We start from the raw sequence: 25,275 nt of genomic DNA on the forward strand, positions 1-25,275 counted from the left end.
CAGGTCTTTTCAAACGGAAAATTTACTATGTATCTTTACCGTTTTTTTATTTATTCACATTCATACGACTACGCTTATATACGAGAACACTTCCCGCCAGCATAACAACACCCACTAATGTAAGTAAATTATCAGTTTGTGAAGCACCGGTTTTTGGTAAAGATACTTTATCACTCACTTTTACTGGTGTTGGAGTTACTTTTGTTGGCGTAACTGGTGTCGGTGTAACTTGGTTCGGTTTATTAACTACTTGATTTGAATTTGTTCCTTTTGTATTAGATGTATTATTTCCAGTTCCTTTCCCCTCACCATTATTATTTCCTGCCGTATTTTTATCATCTTGTTTTTTACAGTCTTTATTTTCTATTTTTTCAATCGCTACTTGTTTCTTTACAGTTTGATCTCCACGTTTTGCAGTAAACGTAACTTTTAGATCTTTTAAATCTTTAACTGTTTCACCAACAATTTGGAAGTACAATACAGATCCTTCTCCTGCTATCATTGCTTGTACTGGGATTGTCGCTGTATTTCCGTTCCATTTAATATCTAGATTCATTGCCCCTTCATGAAGCCCTTCTTGTAAAGAAGCATCTTTTAAATAATCAGGAATTTCCGCTTGCTTATAATAATCAGGAATTGTTAATTTAATATCTTTTGGAACATCAATTTCCACATCAAATCCCTTTAATTCCTCAATTGTTAAATTCTGAGTTGTTAATAAGAAATCTAGCGTAAATTGATTTTCCTTTAAATTTGGTACACATGTTGTTGCCTTTACTTTCCCATCAAAACGTATATCTTTGTTCATTTCTGAGAAGTCAATATTGGCACTTCCTGTAATTTTTCCAAGCGGCTCATATTCATTATTCGTATGATCAATTAAATATAATTCAATATCTTTACTTACTTTTTCACCTGCTACATTGCCAAGAACAGGAATCTTAATATTTTTTGTAACTGTTTTGCCTGCATCCATTTCTGGCAATTGAATTGCAATCGCCTCAGAACCGTCCTCAAGTTCTACTCCATGGACATTTTTAAAATCTCCATCTAATCCCTTTGGTATAGCTATACCTAGATAAAGATCACTTGCTTTTTCCTTAGAATTATTTGTTACAGATACTGTTATATCTAATACATAATGATTTTCTTTAGAATTCCATTTCGCTTTCCCTACTACATTCCCACTAAAATTAGATACATCTATTGCCTCCTCTTCATCTACTTTTGAAGAAGATGGCGCTAACGGTTTATTAGTCACCGGCTCTGACGGTGTTACCGGTTTTGCAGGTGTTACATTTTTTGGTCCTACATTCTCTTTCTTTTGCTCTTGTTTATTTTCTTCTACTAGTTCCAGTTTCTTTTCTACATTAGGTTTTGGTTCTTTTATTTCTTTCTTTTCTTCCGGCTTTATTGTCTGCCCTATTTCTTTAGAAACTTCTTTATTTCCTTGATTCTGATCTTTCTTTTGTTCTAATTCTTTTAATTTCGCATCTTTATTCTCAGTTCCAGCTTCCTTATCTACTTTTTCCACATTTCCTTGTTTCACATTATTACCTTCCGGTGCCGCTAACGCTACAACAGGAGATAAAGCTAAAAGTGATACAAGAGTTATTGCACTTACCTTTTTAAACATAAAAAATATTCCTCCCCTATTATTGATACCATTCTATTATCTGTACCATCCTATACTCTTTAGAGAATATAAGACAGGCCCAATATCCATTATAAGTAAATAATAAACTGAAAACAATAAAATTACAGAATAATCGGATTTATAACCCTAAAATAAAAAGCAATGACAAAGTGTCATCGCTTTTTACTTTTCTATACTTCTATATTTGACCCTTTTTGCAAATCAAATTGTTTTTCACTTCGTTTCGCCATAAATAGGTAACATAACACGGCTCCCACTTCACAAAGCGCAATAACAATACCCATCGGCAATGCCGTATTACTTCCACCAATACCTACTAATGGTGCAACAAGTGCCCCTGAAATAAACTGTAATAAGCCTAGTAAAGCTGATGCTGTTCCTGCCGCTTGTTTTTGATTTCTCATTGCTAACGAGAAGCCGGTTGTCGATACAACCCCAACACTTGATACAACAAGGAATAACGAGCATAAAACACCAATGAAACCTATTCCTAATACGATTGTAAGTAGTAGAGATAAGCCACCAACAGCGGCGATAATAATACCGGAAACAAATAATGTTTTCTCATTCACTTTTCCTGCTAAACGACCAGTAACTTGGCTGGCAATAATAATACCGATACCGTTAATCGCAAAGAATAAACTAAACTGCTGTGGTGATGCCCCGTATATATTTTGCAACACAAATGGTGATCCCGAAATGTAGGCAAACATTGCCGCTGTTACTAATCCTTGTGACAATGCATATCCCATAAACAAGCGATCTTTCAGAAGCTTTCCGTATGTCGCCAATGTTCCTGACAAACCACCTGTCTCTCTTTCTTCAGGAGGTAATGTTTCACGTAATACGAAAGTAGCCGAGATTAACATAAATACACTAATTGCTCCAAGAACGATAAAAACACCACGCCACGTTGTAAACTGTAATAATTGCCCCCCGATAATCGGGGCCAAAATAGGTGCTGCTCCGTTTACTAACATAAGTAGTGAGAAAAACTTCGTCATTTCAGAACCTGAGTACATATCTCTTACCATTGCACGGGATATAACGATACCAGCAGAGCCCGAAGCGCCTTGTAAGAAACGTAAAAGCACTAAAGTCCAAATAGACGGTGCTACAGCACAAAGTAATGAAGAAGCAACATAAATAATAAGAGCAATAATAAGAGGTTTGCGCCTTCCGTAAATATCACTAATTGAACCGACAAATAATTGTCCTACTGAAAGCCCAAGTAAACATGCTGTCAACGTAAGCTGCGCAAGGGATGCACCCGTTTGTAAATCATCCGTTAATTTCGGTAACGAAGGCAAATACATATCAATAGATAACGGCCCAATCGCCGTAAGTGTTCCTAATACAAGAATCATCCATAACCTGTTCATCTTTACAGGTTTATATATTTCGTGATTAACTTCATTCACTTTTTCCATTCACCCTTTCGTATACATACTGAATCGTAACAATTATAGTTACAACATAAACATACGTCAAGTATAGCGCATTTTCCTCTGTCATAATGTAAAAAAAGCGATAGAAATTCTATCGCTTTACTTTTTCAAGTTGCTATTTGTAAATTTAGATACGGAAGACATCGCCTCTCCTGTATCTAGGTATGTGATTTGAATTGGATCTCCCACTTCTGTAAACATAGCATATGGGAATTTTTTCGCAGGTATCATAAATACTTTTTGTTCATTTTCTAACAGTACGTACACAATTGTATTTTCACCTGATTTTTCTTTATATACTCGCTGTACAATACCTTCTTTTTGCGCTTCTTTTCCACTCGAAGTTGGCCTAAATGAATCTCCACTCCCGCTTAGCGCATTTTTATAATTCTCAAGAGCTTCTTTTTGCGTCGAACCTGTTGCAAATATTTTTGCATTAGAAGCATAGATGACAGTATGAGCACGTACTAATCCCCCGTCATCAATAACAGGTACAATCCAAGAAGGTTTACCGTACACGTTATAAATAACCGGCATCGTTCCATGCCATTTCTCTCTTTTAAAGGAATTATCCACCACTTCTGAAGCAGCTGAACCATCCATAATTCCCTTTACTTCTTTTCCGTTATAGTAATACAACTTACCTGTACGTGCATCAATAAGTGAATAACCTAACGCAGAATCTACTCCTTCTTTTGGAGAGGTGAAATCAGTAAAGTAATATAGCGTTCCATCCTTACCAAAGATTGGTGTCACTCCTTCTTTCGTCCCCCACTCAGTAGGAATCTTCATATCAGTTTGCGAGAATTTTGTATTCCAAAATCCGTGAATATATTTACCGAAATACGTATTTAGCGTAGATGCGGTCTCATGATTCAATACACCATCAACAAATTTAGGTGCCTTTCCTTTATCATATCTTTTCACTTCACCTGTTTGTGCATCTACTACAACAACACCCTCTACCTCAAATCCAGATCTCCCTGAAATAAATTCACCATACGTCATTGTATAATACGGTTTCCCTTTATCATCAACTTCAAATTTAGGTTTCCCTTTAAAGATTAAATTTGGTTCTGCTTTTCGTACAACACGCTCTAATTTATTCCCGAAAAACATACTCGGCACATATTTCATCTTATAACCGAGGTGCAGTTTCGCCTCTGCGTCAGGATTCGTACCTGACATCGTTACATAACCTGGAATCGTCTCAGCTTTTCGAGCTTTAAAGAAGCCTGAAACTTCAATTGGCGCTACATATAAAGCCTCACCATTTACCATTTGTGGCGTTAATTCACCTAGCTCAAAATATGCTACTTTCGGAATATCCCCAAATACTTTTTTCATCTTATTTTCTGCAGTCTTTGGTGGCACTGTAAACGGTTGATCATTTTCAGTAAATGGCTCTGAAATATCTTTTTCTACCTTAACAACAGAATCATATTTCTTTTGCGTAATTACTATATCGTGCAAATAACCAAAATAGCCGTAACTTGCAAGTAAAACAAACATTAGAAGCCCTTTTAATGTACCTTCTAATTTCCCTATCTGATCTTGTGAAAATAAAACAAGCCCAATTAAAATTGCTACTGCAACAGAATAATGAGTAAGAATCGAATCTGCTCGATCATCAATTAGCCAAAAATATTCATAGATTACAATACCTATCCAAAATAAAACAGGAATAACTAAAATGGATGATTTCTTACCCTTTACAACCTTCTCATCCCCCTTCTTATCCACTGCTCGAAGTTTACTACCGCTTCTTGTCCATGGAATCAAAAACAAAGTGAGAATAGCTAAAACTAAAAATTTCATCAAAGGCAATGTCCCCTTTTCTTTTGTCTTCCCCTTTAGTATAACAAACAAAGGGTATTTAGGTAAAAATAGGAATGGTTATATTTTTTTACTACTTAATACAACTCCACTTACTACATATAAGATAGATGCAATATAAAAAATCGTACCAATCGTAAAGAAATCTACTAAATACCCCGTTACAATAACCGCTACTGCGCCTCCAATTGATGTCCACACATGGTATTTTCCAATCTCATAACCAGCCTTTTCCTGCACAACCTTTCGTGCTAATGACGTTTTCTCCGTATTACGCTGCACAGCACCTAAAACTCCCATTACAACTTGAAGAATATACACATGCCAGACTTCCGTGGCAATTGGAAAACAAAGCATTAATATCGCCATGGACCAAGCGTATAGTATTAATAATTTTCGATCACCTACTCTATCAGACGCCTTCCCTACTAACGGATATACAAGTGCTGAAGTTAAAGCAAATAAGCCATAAGCCCACCCAAACTGTGAGAAGCTATTTCCAACATTCCGAAGCAATAGAATGTAAAAAGGAAATACCATACTTCCTGCCATCATAATGATGCTTTGTGAGGCTACAAATCTTCTATATGTCATTTCGTATACTCCCTATAAAATAAATTCACAAATCTCTCTTCTGGATCCACTTCCTTCTTCTTCTGAAGAAATTCTTCTATACGAGGATATGCTTTCTTTAGCTGTTCTTTCGTTGGATAAGAATAATACGGTAAATAATAACTACCGCTATGTTTTAAAGTAACATCAATCATCTTCCGAATGACATCCTCTGTTTTCTTCACCTCACTCTCGGAGCGTCCTTGGTTAATTAAAAGCACCAGTGCAAACATATCATCTTTTGCATAGGATAAAACTGCATTTTCATTCTTTTCCACGTAACGAATCGTAATATTGAGCAAGTTCAGTTCTTCTTCACTTAATACGGCACGTAAATCATCTATATATTCCGTGAAGGAATCTATAGGCACAAAGTATTCTTGTAGCACTTCTGTAAGGTTCGGATTTTCATATTCCATAAAAGCACTATCTGATCTCATAACATTATTTCGCGTCTCAAACTGTCCATCTGTACGTTCAAAATAACTTCTTTGTATATCCCAAAATGTATTCTTTCCCCAATCACTATAACGTGATAATCCAAGCAAAAATTTCGGCGCAGCTATAATATTTTCTTCTTTTAATTCACTGTACTCTTCTCTCATATTTTGATTTTGTGCCAATGCATAATCCGTCACATACATCTCTTTTAAAAATGAGTTTGGAGCAACAGAAATACGTGCTAAGTGCATACGAACATTTTCATCTTTTTTCACTTTCTCTTTGAAGTAAGACGTGTATTCTTTATAGTCTATCATTCTCGTATGCATTTCATATAATTCATCATCAGTTAGCTTTAATGTCACATCTAAAATGACACCAAATAACCCGTAACCACCTATGACATATGGAAATAACTCTGCATTTTCTTCTCTACTTATATTACGTACCGTGCCATCTGCCATTAACAATCTGAATGACTCTACTGTATCAATCAATGCTTCATGACGAATATCACGCCCATGTACATTTACACTTAATGAACCACCAACAGTAAAAATGTTTTGAGATTGCATCACTTGAACTGCAAGACCGTATGGATTAATTTTCTTCTGGATATCATTCCACGTGACACCACTTTGAACTGTAATCCGCTTCTTCTCTGGATCGAATGCTAATATTTTATTATACTCTTTCATATCAAGCATCGTACCGTTCGGATAGTACGTCTGTCCGCCTTGGCTATGTTGCATACCTGCAATAGAAATTTTCTCTCCGGAAGTATTTGCATCTTTCACTACCTGTTTTAATGAACGTTCATCCTCAGCATGTTCAACACGTTTAATTTTCGTTGGAAGCAACTTTCCTACATCGCTCATAATAGGGTGCTTTAGTTGCTCTTTATATGTATTTACAGATGTTGCAAGCAACACTGTATAAGCCACAATGACCACCGCTATCTTTCTTTTTTTCAAATGACACTCTCCTCTTCTACAGTTTTCCCTCTTCATATTGTACCTATTTTCCTATGAAGAAAGTATACAAAAAAGAGGGCACCTTATTTTAGGTCCCCCCTCATCGAAACTATTACTTTGCTGCCGGCAATTGTATTGGATCAAACTTTTCGTACGACGTATATTTTGCGTTCGTAATAATGTGTGCTTTATCCTTGCCGTTACTACTCATAATCATGTCTATCTTTGCTGATTCATATTTAAAATCTTTTGTAATGATATACTCTGCATCCACTTCTTCTATCTTCGCATTTTGTGCTTGTAACATTTTCTTCTGTGTTTCATCCATGCTAGTTAACATACTTTCTGTTTCTTGCCCTTTTAATGTAAATTTCAGTTTATATTTATCTCCGCTTTTCTCCATCTTCATTTTATCTAAAACTACTGCTGGTACTTCTAACTTATCTATAATATCTTGAGTCGCTTTCATTCCACCAGCGTTTAATTGCTCCTCTGGTACGGTTATAACTTCTCCTGTATTAGGGTTTTTTACCTCACCAGCAACTTTACCATCCACAGTATACACTACAACATCTGTACCGGAAATATTCATTTCAGAACGAGAATTCTTTGTCTTTGGCTCTAATTGCATCTTAGCCTTTAATATATCCATCTCTGTTCCCTCAGCTTTTACCCCTACACCATATGTCATCGTTACATGCTCTTCATTTTTAAAAGCTTCGTTCGTTTTCTTGAAAACATCCTTCGCTGCTAATTCCTTTTCTTTTTGAACTGATTCTTTTTTCGGTTCATCCGTCTTTGCTGTTTTCTCATTACTACACCCTACCCCTAGACTGATTGCAAGTACTAAACTTGAAACAAAAATAATTTTTTTCATAATGTCGCCCCCTTTCCCAAAATAATATCACCTCTTTTCCTATGAAATCTATATAATTTTTAATCTATATTCTCTATATAGCGACATGTTTAATGAAGATCTTAAATATGATGTAAATAATAACAACTCATTTCAGGAGGTTATTATGAAGGCGATTATTTGTACACAATATGGACCACCAAACGTTCTCCAGCTTCAAAATGTAGAAAAACCTAAACCTAAAAAGAACGAAGTATTAGTTAAAATTCGCGCAACAAGTGTATCGACTGGAGATTGTAGAATACGTGGCTTTAATAGTCCCCTCTTATTTTGGGTTCCTATGCGGATCATATTAGGTTTTAGAAAACCGAGAAAACCTATACTCGGCGTAGAGTTATCCGGTGAAATCGAAGAAATTGGAACAGATGTAACTCAATTTAAAAAAGGAGACCCAGTTTTTGCATTAACAGAACTAAACCTTGGTGGTTATGCCGAATACACATGCGTGCATGAAAGTGGATTAATAGCATTAAAACCTACCAATGTGACATATGAAGAAGCTGCCGTTATTCCTTTTGGCGGAACTTCAGCATTGCATTTTCTGAGGAAGGGCCGTATAAAAAAAGGGCAACAAGTGCTCATATACGGCGCCTCTGGATCAGTAGGAACAGCTGCTGTACAACTTGCTAAATATTTCGGCGCGACCGTTACAGCTGTTTGTAGTAATTCAAATTTTGAACTAGTGCAATCTTTAGGGGCTGATAAAGTAATTGATTATACGAAAGAAGATTTTACTAAGCAGGGCGAGCACTACGATATTATATTTGATGCAGTTGGAAAGTATAAAAAGTCTCTTTGTACAGACGCATTAATGCCTAATGGAAAATATGTATCTGTTAACGGAATGATGGCAAAGGTCAGTAAAGAAGATATGAACCTACTAAAACAACTAGTTGAAACAGAAAAGCTAAAACCTGTTATTGATAGAACTTACCGATTAGAAGAAGTTGCAGAAGCCCATACGTATGTAGAAATGGGCCATAAGAAAGGAAATGTTTCGATTATCTTAAAATAAAATATATTCAGAAAATAAAGTTGACAATTCCTTTTGTTAGATTTACTATTAGTACCATATTTAAAAACTACATATACATACTCTTATCAAGAGTGGCGGAGGGACTGGCCCGATGATGCCCGGCAACCGAGCTTATAACGTATAAGCTAAGGTGCTAATTCCTGCAAAACGAGTTTTCGTTTTGGAAGATAAGAGAGGAACCTATTTCGTCTATTCGGCACCTCTCTTATTTTGAGAGGTGCTTTTTATTTTGGAACGTATATTAAGGGGGAATTATAGATGAAGAAAGTATTATTGAGCATTGTAAGTGGAGCAGTACTATTATTAGGCGCATGTGGCGCAAATTCAGATAAAGATGTAAAAATATTAGACGAGAAAAAGATTACTGTCGGTGTAACAGGTGGACCACATGAACAAATTTTTGAGAAGGTTAAAGAAGTTGCGGCAAAAGACGGTCTCGACATTGATATAAAAATATTTAATGATTACGTAGCACCAAACGTTTCGTTAGATGAAAAAAGTCTTGATGTAAATAGCTATCAAACGAAATCATATTTAGATGTATTTAAAGCCGAACGCAATATGAAATTAACTGAAGTATTTTCAACAGTAACATTCCCAATGGGCGTATATTCTAAAAGCTTAAAAGATGTAAAAGAATTAAAAGAGGGCGATGCAATCGCTGTACCAAATGACCCAACGAATGAACTTCGAGCTTTAAAATTATTTGAAAAAGCAGGGGTTTTAAAAGTTGATCCAAAGGCTACAGAAAAAGCGACTGCAAAGGATGTAATTGAAAACCCGAAAAATTTAAAGATTGTTGAATTAGAAGCTTCTCAATTACCAACGCAATTAAGTGAAGTGAAAGCAGCTGCAATTAACACAAACTTTGCATTAGGTGCAAAACTAAATCCAGCGAAAGATTCCATTTTCCGCGAAGGAAAAGATTCACCATACGTGAACTGGGTCGTTGTTCGTACTGAAAATAAAGATGATGCCGTTGTAAGTAAATTAAAGAAAGCTTATCAATCTAAAGAAGTAAAAGAATTTATCGAGAAAAAATTTGATGGTTCAGTTTTACCATCTTGGTAGGAGCTGACGATAATGATTGAATTAAAAAACGTCTCCAAAGTATTTACAACAAAAAAAGGGACTGTTGAGGCTCTTAAGTCTACTTCCCTTAAAGTAGAAAAAGGCGAGGTATTTGGAATCATTGGGTATAGCGGCGCTGGTAAAAGCACATTAATTCGCTGTGTAAATTTATTAGAAAAACCAACGACAGGAAACATCATCGTAAACAACCAAGACTTAACCACTTTATCAACAAAAGAACTAGCAAAAGCGAGGCAAAAAATCGGAATGATTTTTCAAGGATTCAATTTACTTAAAACTGTTACCGTTTATGAAAATATCGCATTGCCGTTACGCCTTGCTGGCATTCCAAAAGCGGAAATTGAAAAAAGAGTAGAAAAATATTTACGCATCGTGGATCTTTTTAACCGTAAAGATGCTTATCCAAGCGAACTTTCTGGCGGCCAGAAACAACGTGTTGCCATCGCTCGTGCACTATCACATGAACCAGAGGTTTTATTAAGTGATGAAGCAACGAGCGCATTAGATCCAGAAACAACTGATTCTATTCTTGATTTATTACTAAAAATTAATGAAGAAATTGGCATCACGATTTTACTCATTACACATGAAATGAATGTCATCCAGCGTATTTGTGACCAGGTTGCCGTTATGGAGCATGGATCTGTAGTCGAAAGTGGGACTGTAAAAGATATTTTCACAAACCCACAACATGTAACAACGAAGAAGTTTGTAAATAGCGCATTTGCAGCTAAAATTCCAGAAGAGGTACAGAAAGAACTACAAGGTACTGGAGAAATTGTAACACTTTCTTTTATAGGAAGTTCTTCAGGAGAACCAGCACTAGCTGTCGCTACAAAACGTTACCAAGTATATCCAAATATTTTATCCGGTAATATTACGCAGTTAAAACATGAGGCATATGGGAAACTTGTCGTTCATATGCAAGGTGAAAAAAATGAAGTAAACCGTGCTTTAGCATTCTTACAAGAGAAAGGTATCATCGTAGAGGGAGGGAAAACAGACTATGGAAAACAAGTCCTTTTTGGATGAATGGGGTGAAGTCATATGGGAAGCAACAATTCAAACATTTCAAATGACATCTATTTCATTACTTATCTCTATCCTTATCGCATTACCGCTCGGCGTTACACTTGTTTTGACGAGACCCGGTGGACAGCGAGAAAATAAACTTATCTATCCTATTCTTAATACAGTTATTAATGTCATTCGCTCTCTTCCATTTATCATTCTATTATTCTTCATTTTACCTTTTACGAAGTTCCTAATGGGAACATCCATTGGCGTACAAGGTGTTATCGTACCACTTGTCGTCTTCACAGCTCCTTATATTGCACGCTTAATGGAGACAGCTTTACTAGAAGTGGATCGTGGTGTTATTGAAGCTTACCAAGCAATGGGAGTCTCTACTATAAAAATCATTTGGCACGTCATGGTTAAAGAAGCACGCCCATCTCTTGTGCTCGGATTAACGATCGCAACAATCGGCTTAATTGGCGCAACAGCGATGGCTGGTCTTGTAGGCGCTGGCGGGCTAGGGGACTTGGCATATCGCTTCGGACATTTACGCTATGAACCTGAAGTAATGTATGCAACCGTCTTTATTTTAATTATCCTCGTTCAAGGATTACAATCTTTAGGGAATGGTGTTGCACGAAGATTGAAGAAAGATTAGAAAGAAGGCATCTCACCGGAAGGAGATGCCTTCTTTTTACCTTTTAAATCCACCTTCCGAATGAATCACTTGTCCCGTAATCCACTCTGCTTCTTCACTTACTAAAAACTTTATGAGTCTAGCTGCATCCTTTGGCTCACCAATCCTGCCAAAAGGAAACATCGGCTTTAATCCTTGCTTTATCTCTTCAGTCATCCATCCTGTACTAGTTGGACCTGGGTTAATTGCATTCACTGTTATTCCTAAATGGGCTACTTCTGCTGACAACGTACTAGTAAGAGCATCAATAGCTCCTTTCGTTGTTGCATACGCCAGTTCTCCTGCCATAGGCCCTTGAAATTGCCCCGAAGTCATATTCACAATTCTACCACCAAATTTCTTATCAAATCCTCGGGCAAATTGACTACTTAACAATGTAGTCGCACGAACATTTACCATGTAATGCTTATCCAACTCTTCAGCAGACAAATTAGAGAAATCATTATTCGTAGAATACGCTGCATTATTAATTAATATATGAGGGTAGCCTAGTTGTTCAGTAACCCTATTTATAAGCTCTTTCGGTGCATCATTTTGAGTTAAATCTAACTCCATGCTCGATACTTTAACACCTTTTTGTATTAGCTCTTCTTTTAATTGTATTTGTTCATTTTGCTCAACGCCCCAAGGCATCTCTTTATCGTAAGCTGTCCAATACGTAAAAAATATATCGTATCCAGCCTCTGCTAACTCTGTGCAAATAGCTGCTCCTATACCGTCTAGACGACTTACACCTGTAACAACTGCTACTTTATTTTTTAATTGATTCATCATATACTCCTCCAATTTTAAAGGACGCATATTTTATATGAGAGATATAAATTTCCCCACAAAAAAGATAGATACATAATAGGCCTATCCTTACCGAAGGAATGACTACGCCAAATATGCAGTCCTTGAATGACTTACAGATAGCTAAATAAACCCTCACTTATGAGAGAAAAATAATCTATCCAATTGCTAATCATTACAAGTTCATCCACATATCTAGTCTTTGCCTCCTTTTGATATATCTCTATTATTAGTCTATCAAAAAAGATGAAATGTTACAAAAAATAAAACAATTACTCACAACATATATTCGTTCACATTTCCTCCATTGTGAATTTATTCACAATGGATATATAATAAACATGTAAATACAATATTGGAGGGATTTCAATGGTTATCAATTTTTTAAGAACTGATAAACGTGCTACTTTCATATTATTACTTTTACGTCTTTACATAGGATATTCTTGGATTACTGCTGGAATAGGGAAAGTTTTAGGACAATCTTTTGATGCCAGCGGTTTCCTCAAAGGCGCCATCGCCCAAGCATCAGGCGATCACCCCGCAGTACAAGGCTGGTGGGCGGATTTCCTTCAAAACTTTGTTCTTCCGCACGCAGACTTATTTAGCTTTTTCGTACAATGGGGAGAAATCTTAGTAGGTTTAGGTTTAATTTTAGGTGGATTAACAAAAACTGCTGCATTCTTTGGAATCATAATGAATCTTTCATTCTTATTAAGTGGAACTGTTAGTGTAAACCCAAACATGCTTGTTTTAACTATGTTCATTTTAATTGCAGGTCATAATGCTGGACGTATTGGATTAGACGGTTATGTTTTCCCTAAACTTTTCCGGAAAAACAACCACGAAACATATAAATTAAGTAAAACTGCGTAGTAACAGTTTACTTTTAAAATATAAGTAAGAAAAGAGCCTAAGTATAGGCTCTTTTCTTACTTACTCCAAATTTAAACTCTTAACGAACCGCGAAACCCTCTAGCAGCATAATAGGAATCTGCTCCATTGTGGTACACGAAAACGTGTCCGAAGCGGTAATCGCAAAATAGAGCACCACCAAGTTCTCTAATGTCTGAAGGTGTTTGTACCCAACTCGATGATTTCATATCAAAATCTCCAAGTTGTTGTAACTCTCGATATTGTTCTTCCGTTAATAGTTCAATACCCATAGCGGCTGCCACATCAATAGCATTATTTTCTGGTTTATGCTTCTTTCTTGCTTCTAACGCTTCAAGATCATAACAAAGACTTCTGCGGCCTTTAGGACTCTCCTTTGAACAATCATAGAAAGTATACTCGTCCTTCTCTTTATCATAACCAACAACATCCGGCTCACCGCCAGTTACTTCCATTTCATTAAGTGACCATAATTTCTCAGCATTAACATCCAGCTTCGCTTCAACTTTAGCCCATTCAAGACCTTCATGACGATTCATATTCTTCTCAAAACGAGCTTTCAATACTTTGAATAATTCTTCACGCTGTTCTACTGGTAACACATTTTTATTTTCTGTCATATTAGTCCTCCGAATTACATTTCCTTATAATCATAATGATTTGCATGCAGTTTACAACAAATTATATAATTTGTTGTATCTCTTTTTCAACAATATGACCCGATTGCACAACGAAAAATCCCTGTACGAATATCCATTATATAGTACGAAATCCATCCATACTTTCCCCAAGAATATAATGTGAAAACCACATCAAGTTCTGCTTCATAATAGCTACATTCACTCCTGGCTGATTAGGACTATATGCCATTCCTTTAAATATAATTAACTCTGTATCAACTTCCATATCTCTTAACCCTTCATATAGCTCATATGCATTTGTAATTGGAATCCTTACATCCTTTTCCCCATGTTGAATTAAGGTAGGCGTACAGGCTGATTTAATATATGTCATTGGTGATGTCTTCTTATATATCTCTGGATCATTCCATGGCGCATTTCCTAAATACATTCTAATAAAGTAAGGGATATCTATATTTACATAATGAGTACTCCAGTTCGTAATTCCACCTCCAACTGAAATAGCTTTAAATCTACTACTAAATGTAGAACAGAAAGCTGATATATATCCTCCGTTACTCCATCCCATAACTCCTACTCTATCTTTATCTACAATCCCTTTTTCAACTAGTGCATCTACTCCAGATATAACATCATCATAATCAGCAATTCCCTGTTTTCTATAGTTTGCTTTTAAAAATTCATTACCATAACCAGAACTTCCTCTATAGTTTGGTTCTAAAACGATAAAGCCTTTTTCGATAAACTGTTCAATCGGATATTTCTCATTAAAACAGTCTGAAAATATCGGAAAGGATGCCCAAGCTGGACCACCATGAATTACCACTAATAAGGGATATTTTTTATTTGAGTCAAACTCTGCTGGGGTTGATAACACACCCTCAATTTCAAGGCCATCACTACTTTTCCATGAGATGATTTCCCTATTACTTTTAAGCTTGTCTTCGAAAAAGCTATTTTCATCCGTTATTCTTTTATCATCCAAATAGATTTCAAAGGTTTCATTTGTTATAGCCTTATTATAGGTTATATGATTTCCATCCTTTGTTATAGAGGCATCCATTATAAAGCCATCTACCTTGTCGCTTAATGCTTCCACAGTGCCATCTTCAGCTAGTAATCCAATACGATAATTCGTTTTATCCTGCCATCTAATTAAAATTCCTTTAGCTGTCCACTGTAATGGCGTAACCGTACTATCAAAGTTTGTTAGAGGCTGAATTACCTCTCCAGTATTCATATCATATATCTCTAATGTATTATCTTGTATATGATTTCTATAGTAATCCTTCTCTCTTATGCTTGCTGAGTAACATATTTTATCGCCCTCAGGAGAAAAGCAGATGCTCGCTCCTAACAACGTATCTATATTCATCTTTTGTAGTTCCCCAGCTTCAACATCTAATATATATAGATCACCATTCATATAATCGTTTAGGCTTGGTGTAGCCATACATACAACCTTTTTCCCATCATTTGAAATATCAAAGTTATGTATATAAAAATCCTTACCGTCCGTTAGTTGATAAACACCGCTAACCTTCTGTTCCTGTTTATCATTTTGTTTCACTTTTTCTATTTCAATGTAGTATAAACAATTATTCTGATGTTCCTTACCTACATGATGGAAATCTCCATATCGTTCCTTACGTTTCTTTATCTCCTCACATTCTTTTGACTGTGCAATATAATAAAAACCTTTACCAGTAGGCTCCCATTTGAAATTACTGACTCCTTCTTTCTCATCAGTAATTTGAACCTCACTATAGCCGTCTAGTGACTTAAAAAAGATCTGATTTTTCCCATCTCCAACAGGGCTAAGATATGCGATACCCTTAGAATCTGGAGACCATAATGGATATGTACTATCTATATCTCCAATTGTTAATGGGTAACTCTTCCCCTTTTCCTTTTCATATATCCATACATGATTTCTATATGTATTGTCTTTCCAGTTAGCTGTCTTTTTAACAAACGCTACATTTTTGCCATCATCACTTATATTTGTACTTGATAAGGCCGGTAATGAAATAATCTCTTCTATACTTAAATATGTTTTTTCTTTCACTTTCATTAATAACCCCCCCTCGTCATGTCTAGTCAATTAATGCATCTACACTCCCAAGATTCCCGTTCAATTGGATCAGCTAGGTGTTTCATCCCAAGCTCTTCAGCAATAACAATCGTCTTTTCTTGTAGTAATAAAGAAAACTGTTCATGAATACTTAAAATATTACTAGAAAATTCAGATAAACAAAAGTGATTTCGTTCCAAATCCGATAAAGTGAACCTTTAATCAGTAGGGCTTCTGTCCATTCCCACTGCTAGTTCCTTTCTCCTCTTTAATCCACTTATCGATTTTAAATGTTCTCTTTCTTTTGGACACAAAAACACCCCTTTAGATAAAAATATCCAAAGGGGTGAGGCTTCACAAATTTATTTCCAATCTACCAATCTCCTACTCAACCGTAACAGATTTAGCTAAGTTACGTGGCTTATCAACGTCACACTCGCGGTGAAGTGCTGCGTAGTATGAGATAAGTTGTAATGGAATAACTGCTACTAGCGGTGCTAGTGCTTCGTGTACAGCTGGTAATACGAAGCTGTCTCCTTCCATTTCTAAGCCTTTCATTGAGATGATACATGGGTTAGCTCCGCGTGCTACTACTTCTTTCACGTTACCGCGAATTCCAAGGTTTACGTGCTCTTGTGTAGCAAGTGCGATAACTGGTGTACCATTTTCGATTAAAGCGATTGTACCGTGTTTTAATTCTCCTCCAGCAAATCCTTCTGCTTGGATGTAAGAGATTTCTTTTAGTTTTAACGCACCTTCTAATCCTACGTAGAAGTCTACGCTACGTCCGATGAAGAAACAGTTACGCGTTGTTGCTAAAAATTGTTTTGCTAATGCATCCATTTCTTCTTTTTGATCACAAAGTTCTATCATTGCATTTGCTACAATTCCTAGTTCGTGTGTTAAGTCGAAATCAAGAACTTCACCTTTCGCTTTAGCAATGTCAGCCGCTAAGATTGAAAGTACTGCAAGCTGTGCTGTGTAAGCTTTCGTTGATGCAACCGCAATTTCTGGTCCAGCGTATAGTGGAAGTGTATAGTCAGCTTCACGAGAAAGCGTAGAACCAGGTACGTTTGTAATTGTTAATGCTTTATGACCCATTTCATTTGTTTGCACAAGTACTGCACGGCTATCAGCTGTTTCACCACTTTGTGAAATGTAAATGAAGAATGGTCTTTCTGTTAATAATGGCATGTTGTAAGAGAATTCACTTGCTACGTGTACTTCAACTGGTGTTTTTGCAAACTTCTCGATAAATTGTTTTCCAACAAGACCTGCATGATAACTCGTTCCACATGCAATGATGTAAATACGATCGCTATCTAAAATCGCGTTGCGGATATCTTGATCTAATTCAATTTCGCCATTTTCATCTTGATACTTTTGAATAATATTACGGATTACAAGTGGTTGCTCATCAATTTCTTTAAGCATGAAATGAGGGTATGTTCCCTTTTCAATGTCACTTGCATCTAATTCCGCTGTAAACGGTGCACGTTCAATCGTTTCACCTTGTAAGTTTTTAATTGTAATGCTTTCTTTCGTTACGATTACGATTTCTTTATCCATTAACTCAATAAATTGATCTGTAACTTGTAACATCGCCATAGCGTCGCTCGCCACAACATTAAAGTTGTCACCAACACCTACTAATAGCGGGCTTTTGTTTTTAGCAACATAAATCATGTTTGGATTTTCAGCATCAAGTAATCCGATTGCATAAGAGCCATGTAAAAGAGATAGCGTATTACGGAACGCTTCTTCTACACTTAATCCTGTGCTCACTTGTTGTTCCATAAGCTGTACGATAATTTCTGTATCTGTTTCACTTACGAACGTTACATCTTGTAAATATTCCTTTTTCACTAATTCATAGTTTTCAATTACACCGTTATGAACTAGTGTAAAGCGCTTTGATGTACTTTGATGCGGATGCGCGTTTACCTTACTTGGAACACCGTGTGTAGCCCAGCGTGTATGTCCGATACCTACGCTTGCTGCTACGTTCTCATCTACGATTTCGCGAAGTTTTGCAATACGGCCTTTTTCTTTGTACACAACAACACCGTTCTCTGCTTGTACTGCAATACCTGCTGAATCATATCCACGATATTCTAGTTTTTCTAAACCTTTTAATAAAATTTCCTTTGCATCTTGTTCTCCAATAAATCCTACGATTCCACACATGTTTAGTCGCCGTTACAAATGCTTACACTGCTCTGCGAACATGTAACGACATAGTCCGATACCATTTTTATTTATACTAAAAAACGGATTACATATTGCTAGCCCTGTAAGCTTGTAACGGCTTTCACCTTCCTCTCGATTGGGTTTAAGTCCGTATATACTTATACAGCTAGTTTTCATCCGTTCCTTTTCTCTCATCACACTTTCACCTTTGTCCATTAAGTCACCTTAATGATTTAAGTAAAAGCTTGCGGTTATGATGAACAACCGGGAGTCATCCGCCGAAATCTCGATAAAACTCCACCTCGTCAACTACACTACTTGTAGTTCTGGCGCTTTTATAATTTACAACATTTACTTTGAGAAAAAGAACAAGACAATCTTATAACAAACATTATAAACCGTCAATGAAATTTTTTTCATCGTCTTTAAAACATATGAAAAAGGAGCACTTCTTGTGCTCCTTTTAAAATAAATTCAACAAATTATTAAGCGCCAACTTCAGCTTTAACAACTTCTACAATACGATGTACATATGCATTACAAACTTCTTGTGTCGGTGCTTCTGCCATTACACGAATAAGCGGTTCTGTTCCAGATGGACGAACAAGAATGCGGCCATCACCGTTCATTTCTTCTTCTACAACACGAATAATTTCTTTAATTTTTTCATTTTCTAATGCTAATTTTTTATCTGTTACACGAACATTTACTAGTAATTGTGGGAATTTAGTCATTTCTCCTGCAAGCTCAGATAATGGCTTTTTCGTCATTTTCATGATGTTTACAAGTTGAAGTGCACTTAACATTCCATCACCAGTTGTAATGTAATCAAGTAAGATAATGTGACCTGATTGTTCTCCGCCTAAGTTGTAACCACCGCGTTTCATTTCTTCCATTACGTAGCGATCACCAACTGCAGTTTTGTCACTTGTAATATTGTTTGCTTCAAGTGCTTTGTAGAAACCTAAGTTACTCATAACAGTTGAAACAACTGTATTGTGCTTTAGTTGGCCAGTTTCTTTCATGTACTTCGCGCAAATAAACATAATTTGATCGCCATCAACGATGTTTCCTTTTTCATCTACAGCGATTAAACGGTCACCATCACCATCAAAAGCAAGACCGATATCAGCACCTTTTTCTTTCACTAATTCTGCTAGGCCTTCAGGATGCGTAGAACCTACTCCAGCGTTAATATTCATACCATTCGGTGAAGTTCCCATTGTTGAAATATCAGCTTCTAAATCCGCAAATAAGTACGGCGCTAAAGAAGACGTTGCACCATGTGCACAATCTAAAGCGATATGTAAACCAGAGAAATCTTCTTCTACAGTTTGTTTAATGTATTGTAAATATTTTTGTCCACCTTCAAAGTAATCGCTCACTTGTCCAAGGTTAGTACCTGTTGGACGTGGCAATTCATCAACTTCTTTGTCTAATAAAGCTTCGATTTCTGCTTCTTGCTCATCTGTTAATTTAAAACCGTCTGAACCGAAGAATTTGATTCCGTTATCTTGTACCGGATTATGAGATGCAGAAATCATCACACCCGCTTGTGCACCTAACGCCTTTGTTAAATAAGCAACACCCGGTGTAGAAATAACACCAAGGCGCATTACTTCTGCTCCAGTTGATAATAGACCTGCTACTAAAGCTCCTTCTAACATATGACCAGATACACGTGTATCACGACCGATAATTACTTTTGGACGATCTGTATCTTTTGTTAATACATAACCACCAAAACGTCCAATTTTGAAAGCTAATTCAGGTGTTAATTCCTCATTCGCAACTCCACGTACTCCATCTGTACCAAAATATTTACCCATTATGATTCGCTCCTTTTTCTTGCTCTTTTTGATTATCTACTGTTGGTTCTTGACTAAGTTCTTTATCTTTATCTTTGTCTTTTTCTTTTTCTTTGTCCTGGTCTTTTTCTGGATTAGTTTCAGGATCTTTTGGTTTTTCAGTTTGATTATCTTGATTATTATTTGAATCGGGTTGTTCACCATTACCCTGTACTTCTTGATCTGGCTTTTCTTTCTTCACAATAGTAACTTTAGCACTTTTTTGTTTTGGCTCTATTGAAATATTACCAGGACCGCTCACTTGAATCGAAACATCCTTCGTCCCTGGCGATACATTTTGCAAATTAATTACCGCTGTTATTTGAGCAGCTGTTATTTTATCTACTATACTTGCTTCTCCTGAAATATCAACGCTTATCTTTCCATCCTGTGGCGAAAGTAGCTGAGCAGTGACATCTTTAGAAACTCCATTTTTTTGAATCGAGACACCTTCAATTGTTCTAGTTTTCGTTTGTTTTACTTTTTGTACCCCTACGGAAACCTTCACTTGATTTGGTTTAGAACTCGTTACACCCTTTGGCAATAAAACAGAGGTATCGAATGTTGTAGACTCAGTCAATTGACTAAGATCTACTTCGACCCCCTCTATCGATTGTATATTATCCAAAATATCTTTTGGACCCGCTATCGTTACTTCTCTCGGTTCAACGCTAATATTTGTAACGGCCAATCCTTCTGGTAAACTCCCCTTTTTCGTATACGTTACAGGAACAGTTTTTTCCGTATTATTGGCCGTAGCTTGCGTCGCCACATTCAATGTTACACTAATTTTAGATGGACTTGTTCTTACATTTAAACGTTTTCCTTCTTTATTGTATAATGTAACTTCAGCTGTTTTTGTAACAGTTTTATTAACACCTTTTAAATCAATATACGCCTTAGCAGATGAAATACTTTCGATTTCTTCTTTCGTCCCAACTACCTCAACAGTATCAGGTTTAATGTTTGATTTTTCGAGAGTAGCACCAGCTGGCATCTGATCCTCATTTGATAATTTTAAGTCTACATGAACATATTTTCTCGCTTTTTCATGAAGAGTAACTTTAATTGTTGATGGCTGAACTGTTCCCTTCACATCATCTGGAAGCCCGTTCGTTTTCAAAGAAACTTCATAAGTCCCTTTTGGACTATCTCGCAAATCAACCGTTATATCAAATTGTTTTTTTGCTTTTGCTGTAGCAACTGCTGCTTTTGGGCCTTCTAACTTCACCTTAACGCCCTCTGCCGGAATACCACTTACAATATATTTATCTTCATCATACTTAAGGTTAATAGCATGATTAGTTAATGTTTCTTTCGTATCATTTGCGAAAGGTAATATACCCGATGTCGTATTCTTTTCAGTTAAAGTTGCGGACATAAAAAGCATACACGCCAATAGTAATGAGATTCCTTTTAAAAACCAATGATTCTCCATTAACTTATCCATGACGCTTTCTCCTCCAATTCCATAAAGACGAAGAAGTCGTTTTTTCGTTCCCACTAAATTCTGCTAATAACATATCCTTCAGTTGTTCCGTCTTCAAATCACGATGCAACTTACCATTTTTCGTTAAAGAAATTTGGCCTGTTTCTTCAGATACAACTACTGTAATGCTATCAGTGACTTCACTAACTCCCATTGCAGCACGATGCCTTGTTCCTAACTCCTTAGAAATAAAGGGACTTTCTGATAATGGAAGATAACAAGCCGCTGCTTTAATTGTACTTCCTTGCATAATTACGGCTCCGTCGTGAAGAGGCGTATTTGGAATGAAAATATTAATGAGTAACTCCGATGATACATTTGCATTTAACGGAATACCCGTTTCCACATAATCACCCATTCCGGTCTCTTTTGACAACGTAATTAATGCACCAATTCTACGTTTTCCCATATATTCCGTTGCTTTTGCTATCGATGTTGCAACAATTTCAGGTTCATCATCCTCCTGAGTTCCAACACGCGAAAATAAACTTCCGCGTCCTAGCTGCTCAAGTGCTCTTCGCAATTCTGGCTGGAAGATAATAATAACGGCTAAAAATCCCCACGTTAATACTTGTTCCGTTAGCCAATAAAGCGTATGCAATTCAAGGAAAATACTAATCATCCGAACGACAATAATAACTGTAATCCCCTTTAAAAGTTGAACAGCTTTTGTCCCTCGGATTATAAGAATTAGCTTATATATAATAAACCATACAACGGCAATATCTAATACCGTACTAAGATATTTCAAAATGGTCGTATCTTCAAAAGGCATGCTAACCCTTCCTCCTACTTACGAGCAATTCTATCCATATATTGAAATATTGTTTTATGCTCTATCTGTATGTATTTCCAACAACTAGTTAATTATACCATACATGAAACAAACGACAATTACAAACAACCCCCTTTAGATCAAATTGGTAAGATGTCAAACAATCTTATCGTACAGTATAATATAAATCATTATTATACGCCTATTTTCAAATAAAAAAAGCAACTTCTCAGTTGCTTTTCTTACATTTATTTTAGTTTTTCACCGAATAAAGAACCCATTAAAGCAACCGCGGTTGTTGCCGTTCTATTTCTCTCATCTAAAATCGTATTTACTTCAACAAACTCAGCAGATGTAACAATATCAGCTTCCGCTAACATTTCCATCGCTAAATGACTTTCACGATACGATAGACCACCAATTACAGGCGTTCCAACTCCTGGTGCATCATGAGGATCAAGACCATCTAAATCTAATGATAGATGTACACCATCAGTATGAGATAAATAAGCAATTGTTTCTTCCATAACAGCCGTCATACCCATACGATCAATTTCATGCATCGAGAATACTTTAATACCTTCATTGCGAATAAAGTCTTTTTCTCCTTCATCCAATGCACGTGCACCGATAATTACAACGTTCTCTTTTTTCACCTTTGGATATGCCCCGTATAAGTCTACAAGCGTGGGATGTCCATAGCCTAAACTTGCTGCAAGTGACATTCCATGAATATTACCAGATGGTGAAGTTTCCTCCGTATTTAAATCTCCATGTGCATCATACCAAATAACACCTAAATTTTTATAATGTTTTGCCACACCAGCTAGTGTACCAATTGCGATACTATGGTCACCACCTAATACAAGTGGAAAACGACCTTCTTCTATAATATGATCCACCTTACTTGCCAATTCATTACATACAGTCGCAACTTGTGTAAGGTTTCTTAATTTTGTATTTTCATCAACTTCTTTTTCTCTCTCTATACATATATCTCCCATATCTTTAACGTTATATCCAATTTCTTCAATTCTTTCAATTACCCCTGCATAACGGATCGCGCTCGGGCCCATATCAACTCCACGACGCATCTGTCCTAAATCCATTGGAACTCCAATAACTGAGATTTCTTTTTTCATAGATAGTATCCCCCTTTTATGCCTTCACTAAATATTTTAAATCTTTTATATACTCTGACTCAACTCGACATTTTTCTGTATGGATATACAATTTATTCACTTATATTTATGTTGAAATCCAAATTTTAAGACCATTTTATGTATAAAGTTAACTTAATGAAACAACTGCTATCATTATTATTAGATAATAATAAAAAACACTTCTACATTTAGAAGTGTTTTTTCGATGCAATTTTCCATACTGCTGCAATATTTCTTGCTGTCATTTCAATATTCTCTTTTGCCATCTTATATGCCTCTTCTAGTGCCATTGGAAAAGGCGTAATACTAAATACTGCATCGATTCCCTTTTCGTAAACAACTGGATAATTTGGAGATACCGATCCTCCTATAGCAATCACAGGAATATGAAGACGTTTCGCTCGCCCCGCGACACCAACAGGAGCCTTTCCATATGCTGTTTGTTCATCTATTCTACCTTCACCAGTTATAATTAAATCCGCATCTTCTATATGCTTATCAAAATTTGTATGATCCAATACAATTTCAATACCCTTTCGTAAGCTTCTCTTTAACACCGCAATAACAGCTGCTCCCATACCTCCTGCCGCTCCTGCACCAGGTATTTCAGATACATCCAAAGATACATATCGTTTAAGAATAGTCGCATAATGCTTTAAATTCTCATCTAGCCTTTTCAGCATCTCTACATCCGCACCCTTTTGAGCACCAAATACGAAAGATGCCCCTCTCATTCCGACTAATGGATTATTTACATCACACGCCGCTTCTATCGTTATCTCCTTTAGGCGTGAATCCATTCGTGAAAAATCAATCGTGACAATCGAATGTAATGTTCCTCCAGATGGATCTATTACTTCACCCTTTTCATCTATAAACCTTACTCCTAAAGCCGATAACATACCTGCCCCACCATCATTTGTAGCGCTTCCTCCAAGCCCCAAAATAATATGCTTAACTCCTTGGTCTAGCGCATGTAATATAAGCTCTCCTGTTCCTTTTGACGTTGTAATGAATGGATTTCGCTTTTCAACCGGAACGTGTTGTAATCCAGATGCCGATGCCATTTCAATAAACGCTGTCTTTTTATCTGTAGAAATGCCATAAAAAGCTTGTACGCCTTCTCTAAGCGGTCCTGTCACATAAAGTGATACAACGCTTCCTCCTGTGGCATCAACAAGTGAATCAACAGTTCCTTCACCACCATCTCCAATTGGTATTTTTACATACTCTGCTTTAGGAAAAATTGCTCCAAAACCTCTTTCAATAGCTTCACATACTTCTATAGCCTTTAGACTTTCTTTGTATGAATCAGATGCAATGACAACTTTCACAATTATCCCCCATCCTTTATTTTTACATTTTCTTCATTTTAAACGACAAATATGAAAGTTGTCTTTTTAAACAAAAAAAAAGCGTACATCATATGATGTACGCTTTCTCTATTTATATGGAGCCTAGCGGGATCGAACCGCTGACCTCCTGCGTGCAAGGCAGGCGCTCTCCCAGCTGAGCTAAGGCCCCGTAGTAATAAAGCGGAAGACGGGATTCGAACCCGCGACCCCAACCTTGGCAAGGTTGTATTCTACCACTGAACTACTTCCGCGAAAATGGTGAGCCATGAAGGATTCGAACCTTCGACCCTCTGATTAAAAGTCAGATGCTCTACCAACTGAGCTAATGG

21 protein-coding genes, 2 tRNA genes and 1 riboswitch are annotated in these 25,275 nt (G+C 36.5%); of the genes, 5 read left to right on the plus strand and 18 right to left on the minus strand.

What is annotated here, in order from left to right; all coding sequences use genetic code 11:
* Positions 1-46: 46 nt before the first annotated feature.
* The 6 genes from JDS95_RS25475 to JDS95_RS25500 form a co-directional block, all read right to left on the minus strand.
* On the minus strand, positions 47-1,636 hold the full coding sequence (locus JDS95_RS25475) for an LPXTG cell wall anchor domain-containing protein (protein ID WP_199690868.1): 1,590 nt from the start codon (positions 1,634-1,636) through the stop codon (positions 47-49).
* Between the two features lie 191 nt (positions 1,637-1,827).
* Complete coding sequence (locus JDS95_RS25480) at positions 1,828-3,087, minus strand: multidrug effflux MFS transporter (RefSeq protein ID WP_000416909.1); 1,260 nt, start codon at positions 3,085-3,087, stop codon at positions 1,828-1,830.
* A 117-nt stretch (positions 3,088-3,204) separates the two neighbouring features.
* Entirely contained in the window at positions 3,205-4,923 is a 1,719-nt protein-coding gene (locus tag JDS95_RS25485; protein WP_085451150.1) for a DUF3981 domain-containing protein, read from the minus strand.
* 78 nt (positions 4,924-5,001) lie between these two features.
* Positions 5,002-5,535 carry an MFS transporter gene (locus JDS95_RS25490; RefSeq protein ID WP_000222359.1) on the minus strand — a complete coding sequence of 178 codons (534 nt, stop codon included), beginning with the start codon at positions 5,533-5,535 and terminating at the stop codon, positions 5,002-5,004.
* A complete protein-coding gene (locus JDS95_RS25495; protein ID WP_000746289.1) occupies positions 5,532-6,968 on the minus strand; it encodes an FAD-binding oxidoreductase in 1,437 nt (478 codons plus the stop codon). Before JDS95_RS25495 ends, JDS95_RS25490 begins: the two co-directional genes overlap by 4 nt.
* A gap of 112 nt (positions 6,969-7,080) precedes the next feature.
* Complete coding sequence (locus JDS95_RS25500; protein ID WP_000720089.1) at positions 7,081-7,845, minus strand: hypothetical protein; 765 nt, start codon at positions 7,843-7,845, stop codon at positions 7,081-7,083.
* Between the two features lie 145 nt (positions 7,846-7,990).
* Here JDS95_RS25500 and JDS95_RS25505 point away from each other — a divergent pair, with 145 nt between their 5' ends.
* The 4 genes from JDS95_RS25505 to JDS95_RS25520 all read left to right on the plus strand — a co-directional run bounded on the left by JDS95_RS25505 (position 7,991) and on the right by JDS95_RS25520 (position 11,687).
* Positions 7,991-8,899: an NAD(P)-dependent alcohol dehydrogenase gene (locus JDS95_RS25505; protein ID WP_085451151.1), complete on the plus strand. Its 909-nt coding sequence runs from the start codon at positions 7,991-7,993 to the stop codon at positions 8,897-8,899.
* Between the two features lie 80 nt (positions 8,900-8,979).
* Positions 8,980-9,094, plus strand: a riboswitch (SAM riboswitch).
* 84 nt (positions 9,095-9,178) lie between these two features.
* On the plus strand, positions 9,179-9,991 hold the full coding sequence (locus JDS95_RS25510) for a MetQ/NlpA family ABC transporter substrate-binding protein (protein ID WP_000756964.1): 813 nt from the start codon (positions 9,179-9,181) through the stop codon (positions 9,989-9,991).
* 12 nt (positions 9,992-10,003) lie between these two features.
* Positions 10,004-11,044, plus strand: coding sequence for a methionine ABC transporter ATP-binding protein (locus JDS95_RS25515; protein WP_000571366.1), 1,041 nt, complete (start codon positions 10,004-10,006; stop codon positions 11,042-11,044).
* Positions 11,019-11,687, plus strand: coding sequence for a methionine ABC transporter permease (locus JDS95_RS25520; protein ID WP_000428866.1), 669 nt, complete (start codon positions 11,019-11,021; stop codon positions 11,685-11,687). Before JDS95_RS25515 ends, JDS95_RS25520 begins: the two co-directional genes overlap by 26 nt.
* 36 nt (positions 11,688-11,723) lie before the next feature.
* Here the strand turns inward: JDS95_RS25520 and JDS95_RS25525 are convergent, their stop codons facing one another.
* Complete coding sequence (locus JDS95_RS25525) at positions 11,724-12,500, minus strand: SDR family oxidoreductase (protein WP_033660254.1); 777 nt, start codon at positions 12,498-12,500, stop codon at positions 11,724-11,726.
* A 387-nt stretch (positions 12,501-12,887) separates the two neighbouring features.
* Here JDS95_RS25525 and JDS95_RS25530 point away from each other — a divergent pair, with 387 nt between their 5' ends.
* On the plus strand, positions 12,888-13,394 hold the full coding sequence (locus tag JDS95_RS25530; protein ID WP_000236354.1) for a DoxX family membrane protein: 507 nt from the start codon (positions 12,888-12,890) through the stop codon (positions 13,392-13,394).
* Positions 13,395-13,465: 71 nt separating this feature from the next.
* Here the strand turns inward: JDS95_RS25530 and JDS95_RS25535 are convergent, their stop codons facing one another.
* The 11 genes from JDS95_RS25535 to JDS95_RS25585 form a co-directional block, all read right to left on the minus strand.
* Positions 13,466-14,032 carry a DUF4256 domain-containing protein gene (locus tag JDS95_RS25535; RefSeq protein ID WP_085451152.1) on the minus strand — a complete coding sequence of 189 codons (567 nt, stop codon included), beginning with the start codon at positions 14,030-14,032 and terminating at the stop codon, positions 13,466-13,468.
* Between the two features lie 136 nt (positions 14,033-14,168).
* On the minus strand, positions 14,169-16,127 hold the full coding sequence (locus tag JDS95_RS25540) for a S9 family peptidase (RefSeq protein ID WP_199690869.1): 1,959 nt from the start codon (positions 16,125-16,127) through the stop codon (positions 14,169-14,171).
* A 384-nt stretch (positions 16,128-16,511) separates the two neighbouring features.
* Entirely contained in the window at positions 16,512-18,314 is a 1,803-nt protein-coding gene (gene glmS, locus JDS95_RS25545) for a glutamine--fructose-6-phosphate transaminase (isomerizing) (protein ID WP_000334150.1), read from the minus strand.
* 12 nt (positions 18,315-18,326) lie between these two features.
* Positions 18,327-18,512 (minus strand): hypothetical protein, encoded by a 186-nt coding sequence (locus JDS95_RS25550; protein ID WP_033659100.1) that lies wholly within the window; start codon positions 18,510-18,512, stop codon positions 18,327-18,329.
* A 290-nt stretch (positions 18,513-18,802) separates the two neighbouring features.
* Positions 18,803-20,146, minus strand: coding sequence for a phosphoglucosamine mutase (glmM, locus tag JDS95_RS25555; protein ID WP_000521472.1), 1,344 nt, complete (start codon positions 20,144-20,146; stop codon positions 18,803-18,805).
* Positions 20,139-21,614, minus strand: coding sequence for a CdaR family protein (locus tag JDS95_RS25560; protein ID WP_000359587.1), 1,476 nt, complete (start codon positions 21,612-21,614; stop codon positions 20,139-20,141). The genes glmM and JDS95_RS25560 overlap by 8 nt, the downstream gene beginning before the upstream one ends.
* On the minus strand, positions 21,607-22,428 hold the full coding sequence (cdaA, locus tag JDS95_RS25565; RefSeq protein ID WP_001115710.1) for a diadenylate cyclase CdaA: 822 nt from the start codon (positions 22,426-22,428) through the stop codon (positions 21,607-21,609). The genes JDS95_RS25560 and cdaA overlap by 8 nt, the downstream gene beginning before the upstream one ends.
* A 248-nt stretch (positions 22,429-22,676) precedes the next feature.
* Complete coding sequence (gene rocF, locus JDS95_RS25570; RefSeq protein WP_000711579.1) at positions 22,677-23,570, minus strand: arginase; 894 nt, start codon at positions 23,568-23,570, stop codon at positions 22,677-22,679.
* Between the two features lie 209 nt (positions 23,571-23,779).
* Entirely contained in the window at positions 23,780-24,925 is a 1,146-nt protein-coding gene (locus JDS95_RS25575; protein WP_199690870.1) for a glycerate kinase, read from the minus strand.
* 117 nt (positions 24,926-25,042) lie between these two features.
* Positions 25,043-25,115: transfer RNA gene (locus tag JDS95_RS25580), tRNA-Ala, on the minus strand.
* Positions 25,116-25,125: 10 nt separating this feature from the next.
* A tRNA-Gly gene (locus JDS95_RS25585) sits at positions 25,126-25,197 on the minus strand.
* Positions 25,198-25,275: the final 78 nt, after the last annotated feature.

The organism is Bacillus cereus group sp. N24, from assembly GCF_016483345.1.
GTDB classification, from domain to species: Bacteria; Bacillota; Bacilli; order Bacillales; family Bacillaceae_G; genus Bacillus_A; species Bacillus_A toyonensis.

Excerpts from the sequence above, each read along its gene's own strand:
- JDS95_RS25475 (WP_199690868.1), bottom strand. The coding sequence starts at position 1,636 with ATGTTTAAAAAGGTAAGTGCAATAACTCTTGTATCACTTTTAGCTTTA.
- JDS95_RS25480 (WP_000416909.1), bottom strand. The coding sequence starts at position 3,087 with ATGGAAAAAGTGAATGAAGTTAATCACGAAATATATAAACCTGTAAAG.
- JDS95_RS25485 (WP_085451150.1), bottom strand. The coding sequence starts at position 4,923 with ATGAAATTTTTAGTTTTAGCTATTCTCACTTTGTTTTTGATTCCATGG.
- JDS95_RS25490 (WP_000222359.1), bottom strand. The coding sequence starts at position 5,535 with ATGACATATAGAAGATTTGTAGCCTCACAAAGCATCATTATGATGGCA.
- JDS95_RS25500 (WP_000720089.1), bottom strand. The coding sequence starts at position 7,845 with ATGAAAAAAATTATTTTTGTTTCAAGTTTAGTACTTGCAATCAGTCTA.
- JDS95_RS25505 (WP_085451151.1), top strand. The coding sequence starts at position 7,991 with ATGAAGGCGATTATTTGTACACAATATGGACCACCAAACGTTCTCCAG.
- JDS95_RS25510 (WP_000756964.1), top strand. The coding sequence starts at position 9,179 with ATGAAGAAAGTATTATTGAGCATTGTAAGTGGAGCAGTACTATTATTA.
- JDS95_RS25515 (WP_000571366.1), top strand. The coding sequence starts at position 10,004 with ATGATTGAATTAAAAAACGTCTCCAAAGTATTTACAACAAAAAAAGGG.
- JDS95_RS25520 (WP_000428866.1), top strand. The coding sequence starts at position 11,019 with ATGGAAAACAAGTCCTTTTTGGATGAATGGGGTGAAGTCATATGGGAA.
- JDS95_RS25525 (WP_033660254.1), bottom strand. The coding sequence starts at position 12,500 with ATGATGAATCAATTAAAAAATAAAGTAGCAGTTGTTACAGGTGTAAGT.
- JDS95_RS25530 (WP_000236354.1), top strand. The coding sequence starts at position 12,888 with ATGGTTATCAATTTTTTAAGAACTGATAAACGTGCTACTTTCATATTA.
- JDS95_RS25535 (WP_085451152.1), bottom strand. The coding sequence starts at position 14,032 with ATGACAGAAAATAAAAATGTGTTACCAGTAGAACAGCGTGAAGAATTA.
- JDS95_RS25540 (WP_199690869.1), bottom strand. The coding sequence starts at position 16,127 with ATGAAAGTGAAAGAAAAAACATATTTAAGTATAGAAGAGATTATTTCA.
- glmS (WP_000334150.1), bottom strand. The coding sequence starts at position 18,314 with ATGTGTGGAATCGTAGGATTTATTGGAGAACAAGATGCAAAGGAAATT.
- JDS95_RS25550 (WP_033659100.1), bottom strand. The coding sequence starts at position 18,512 with ATGAGAGAAAAGGAACGGATGAAAACTAGCTGTATAAGTATATACGGA.
- glmM (WP_000521472.1), bottom strand. The coding sequence starts at position 20,146 with ATGGGTAAATATTTTGGTACAGATGGAGTACGTGGAGTTGCGAATGAG.
- JDS95_RS25560 (WP_000359587.1), bottom strand. The coding sequence starts at position 21,614 with ATGGATAAGTTAATGGAGAATCATTGGTTTTTAAAAGGAATCTCATTA.
- cdaA (WP_001115710.1), bottom strand. The coding sequence starts at position 22,428 with ATGCCTTTTGAAGATACGACCATTTTGAAATATCTTAGTACGGTATTA.
- rocF (WP_000711579.1), bottom strand. The coding sequence starts at position 23,570 with ATGAAAAAAGAAATCTCAGTTATTGGAGTTCCAATGGATTTAGGACAG.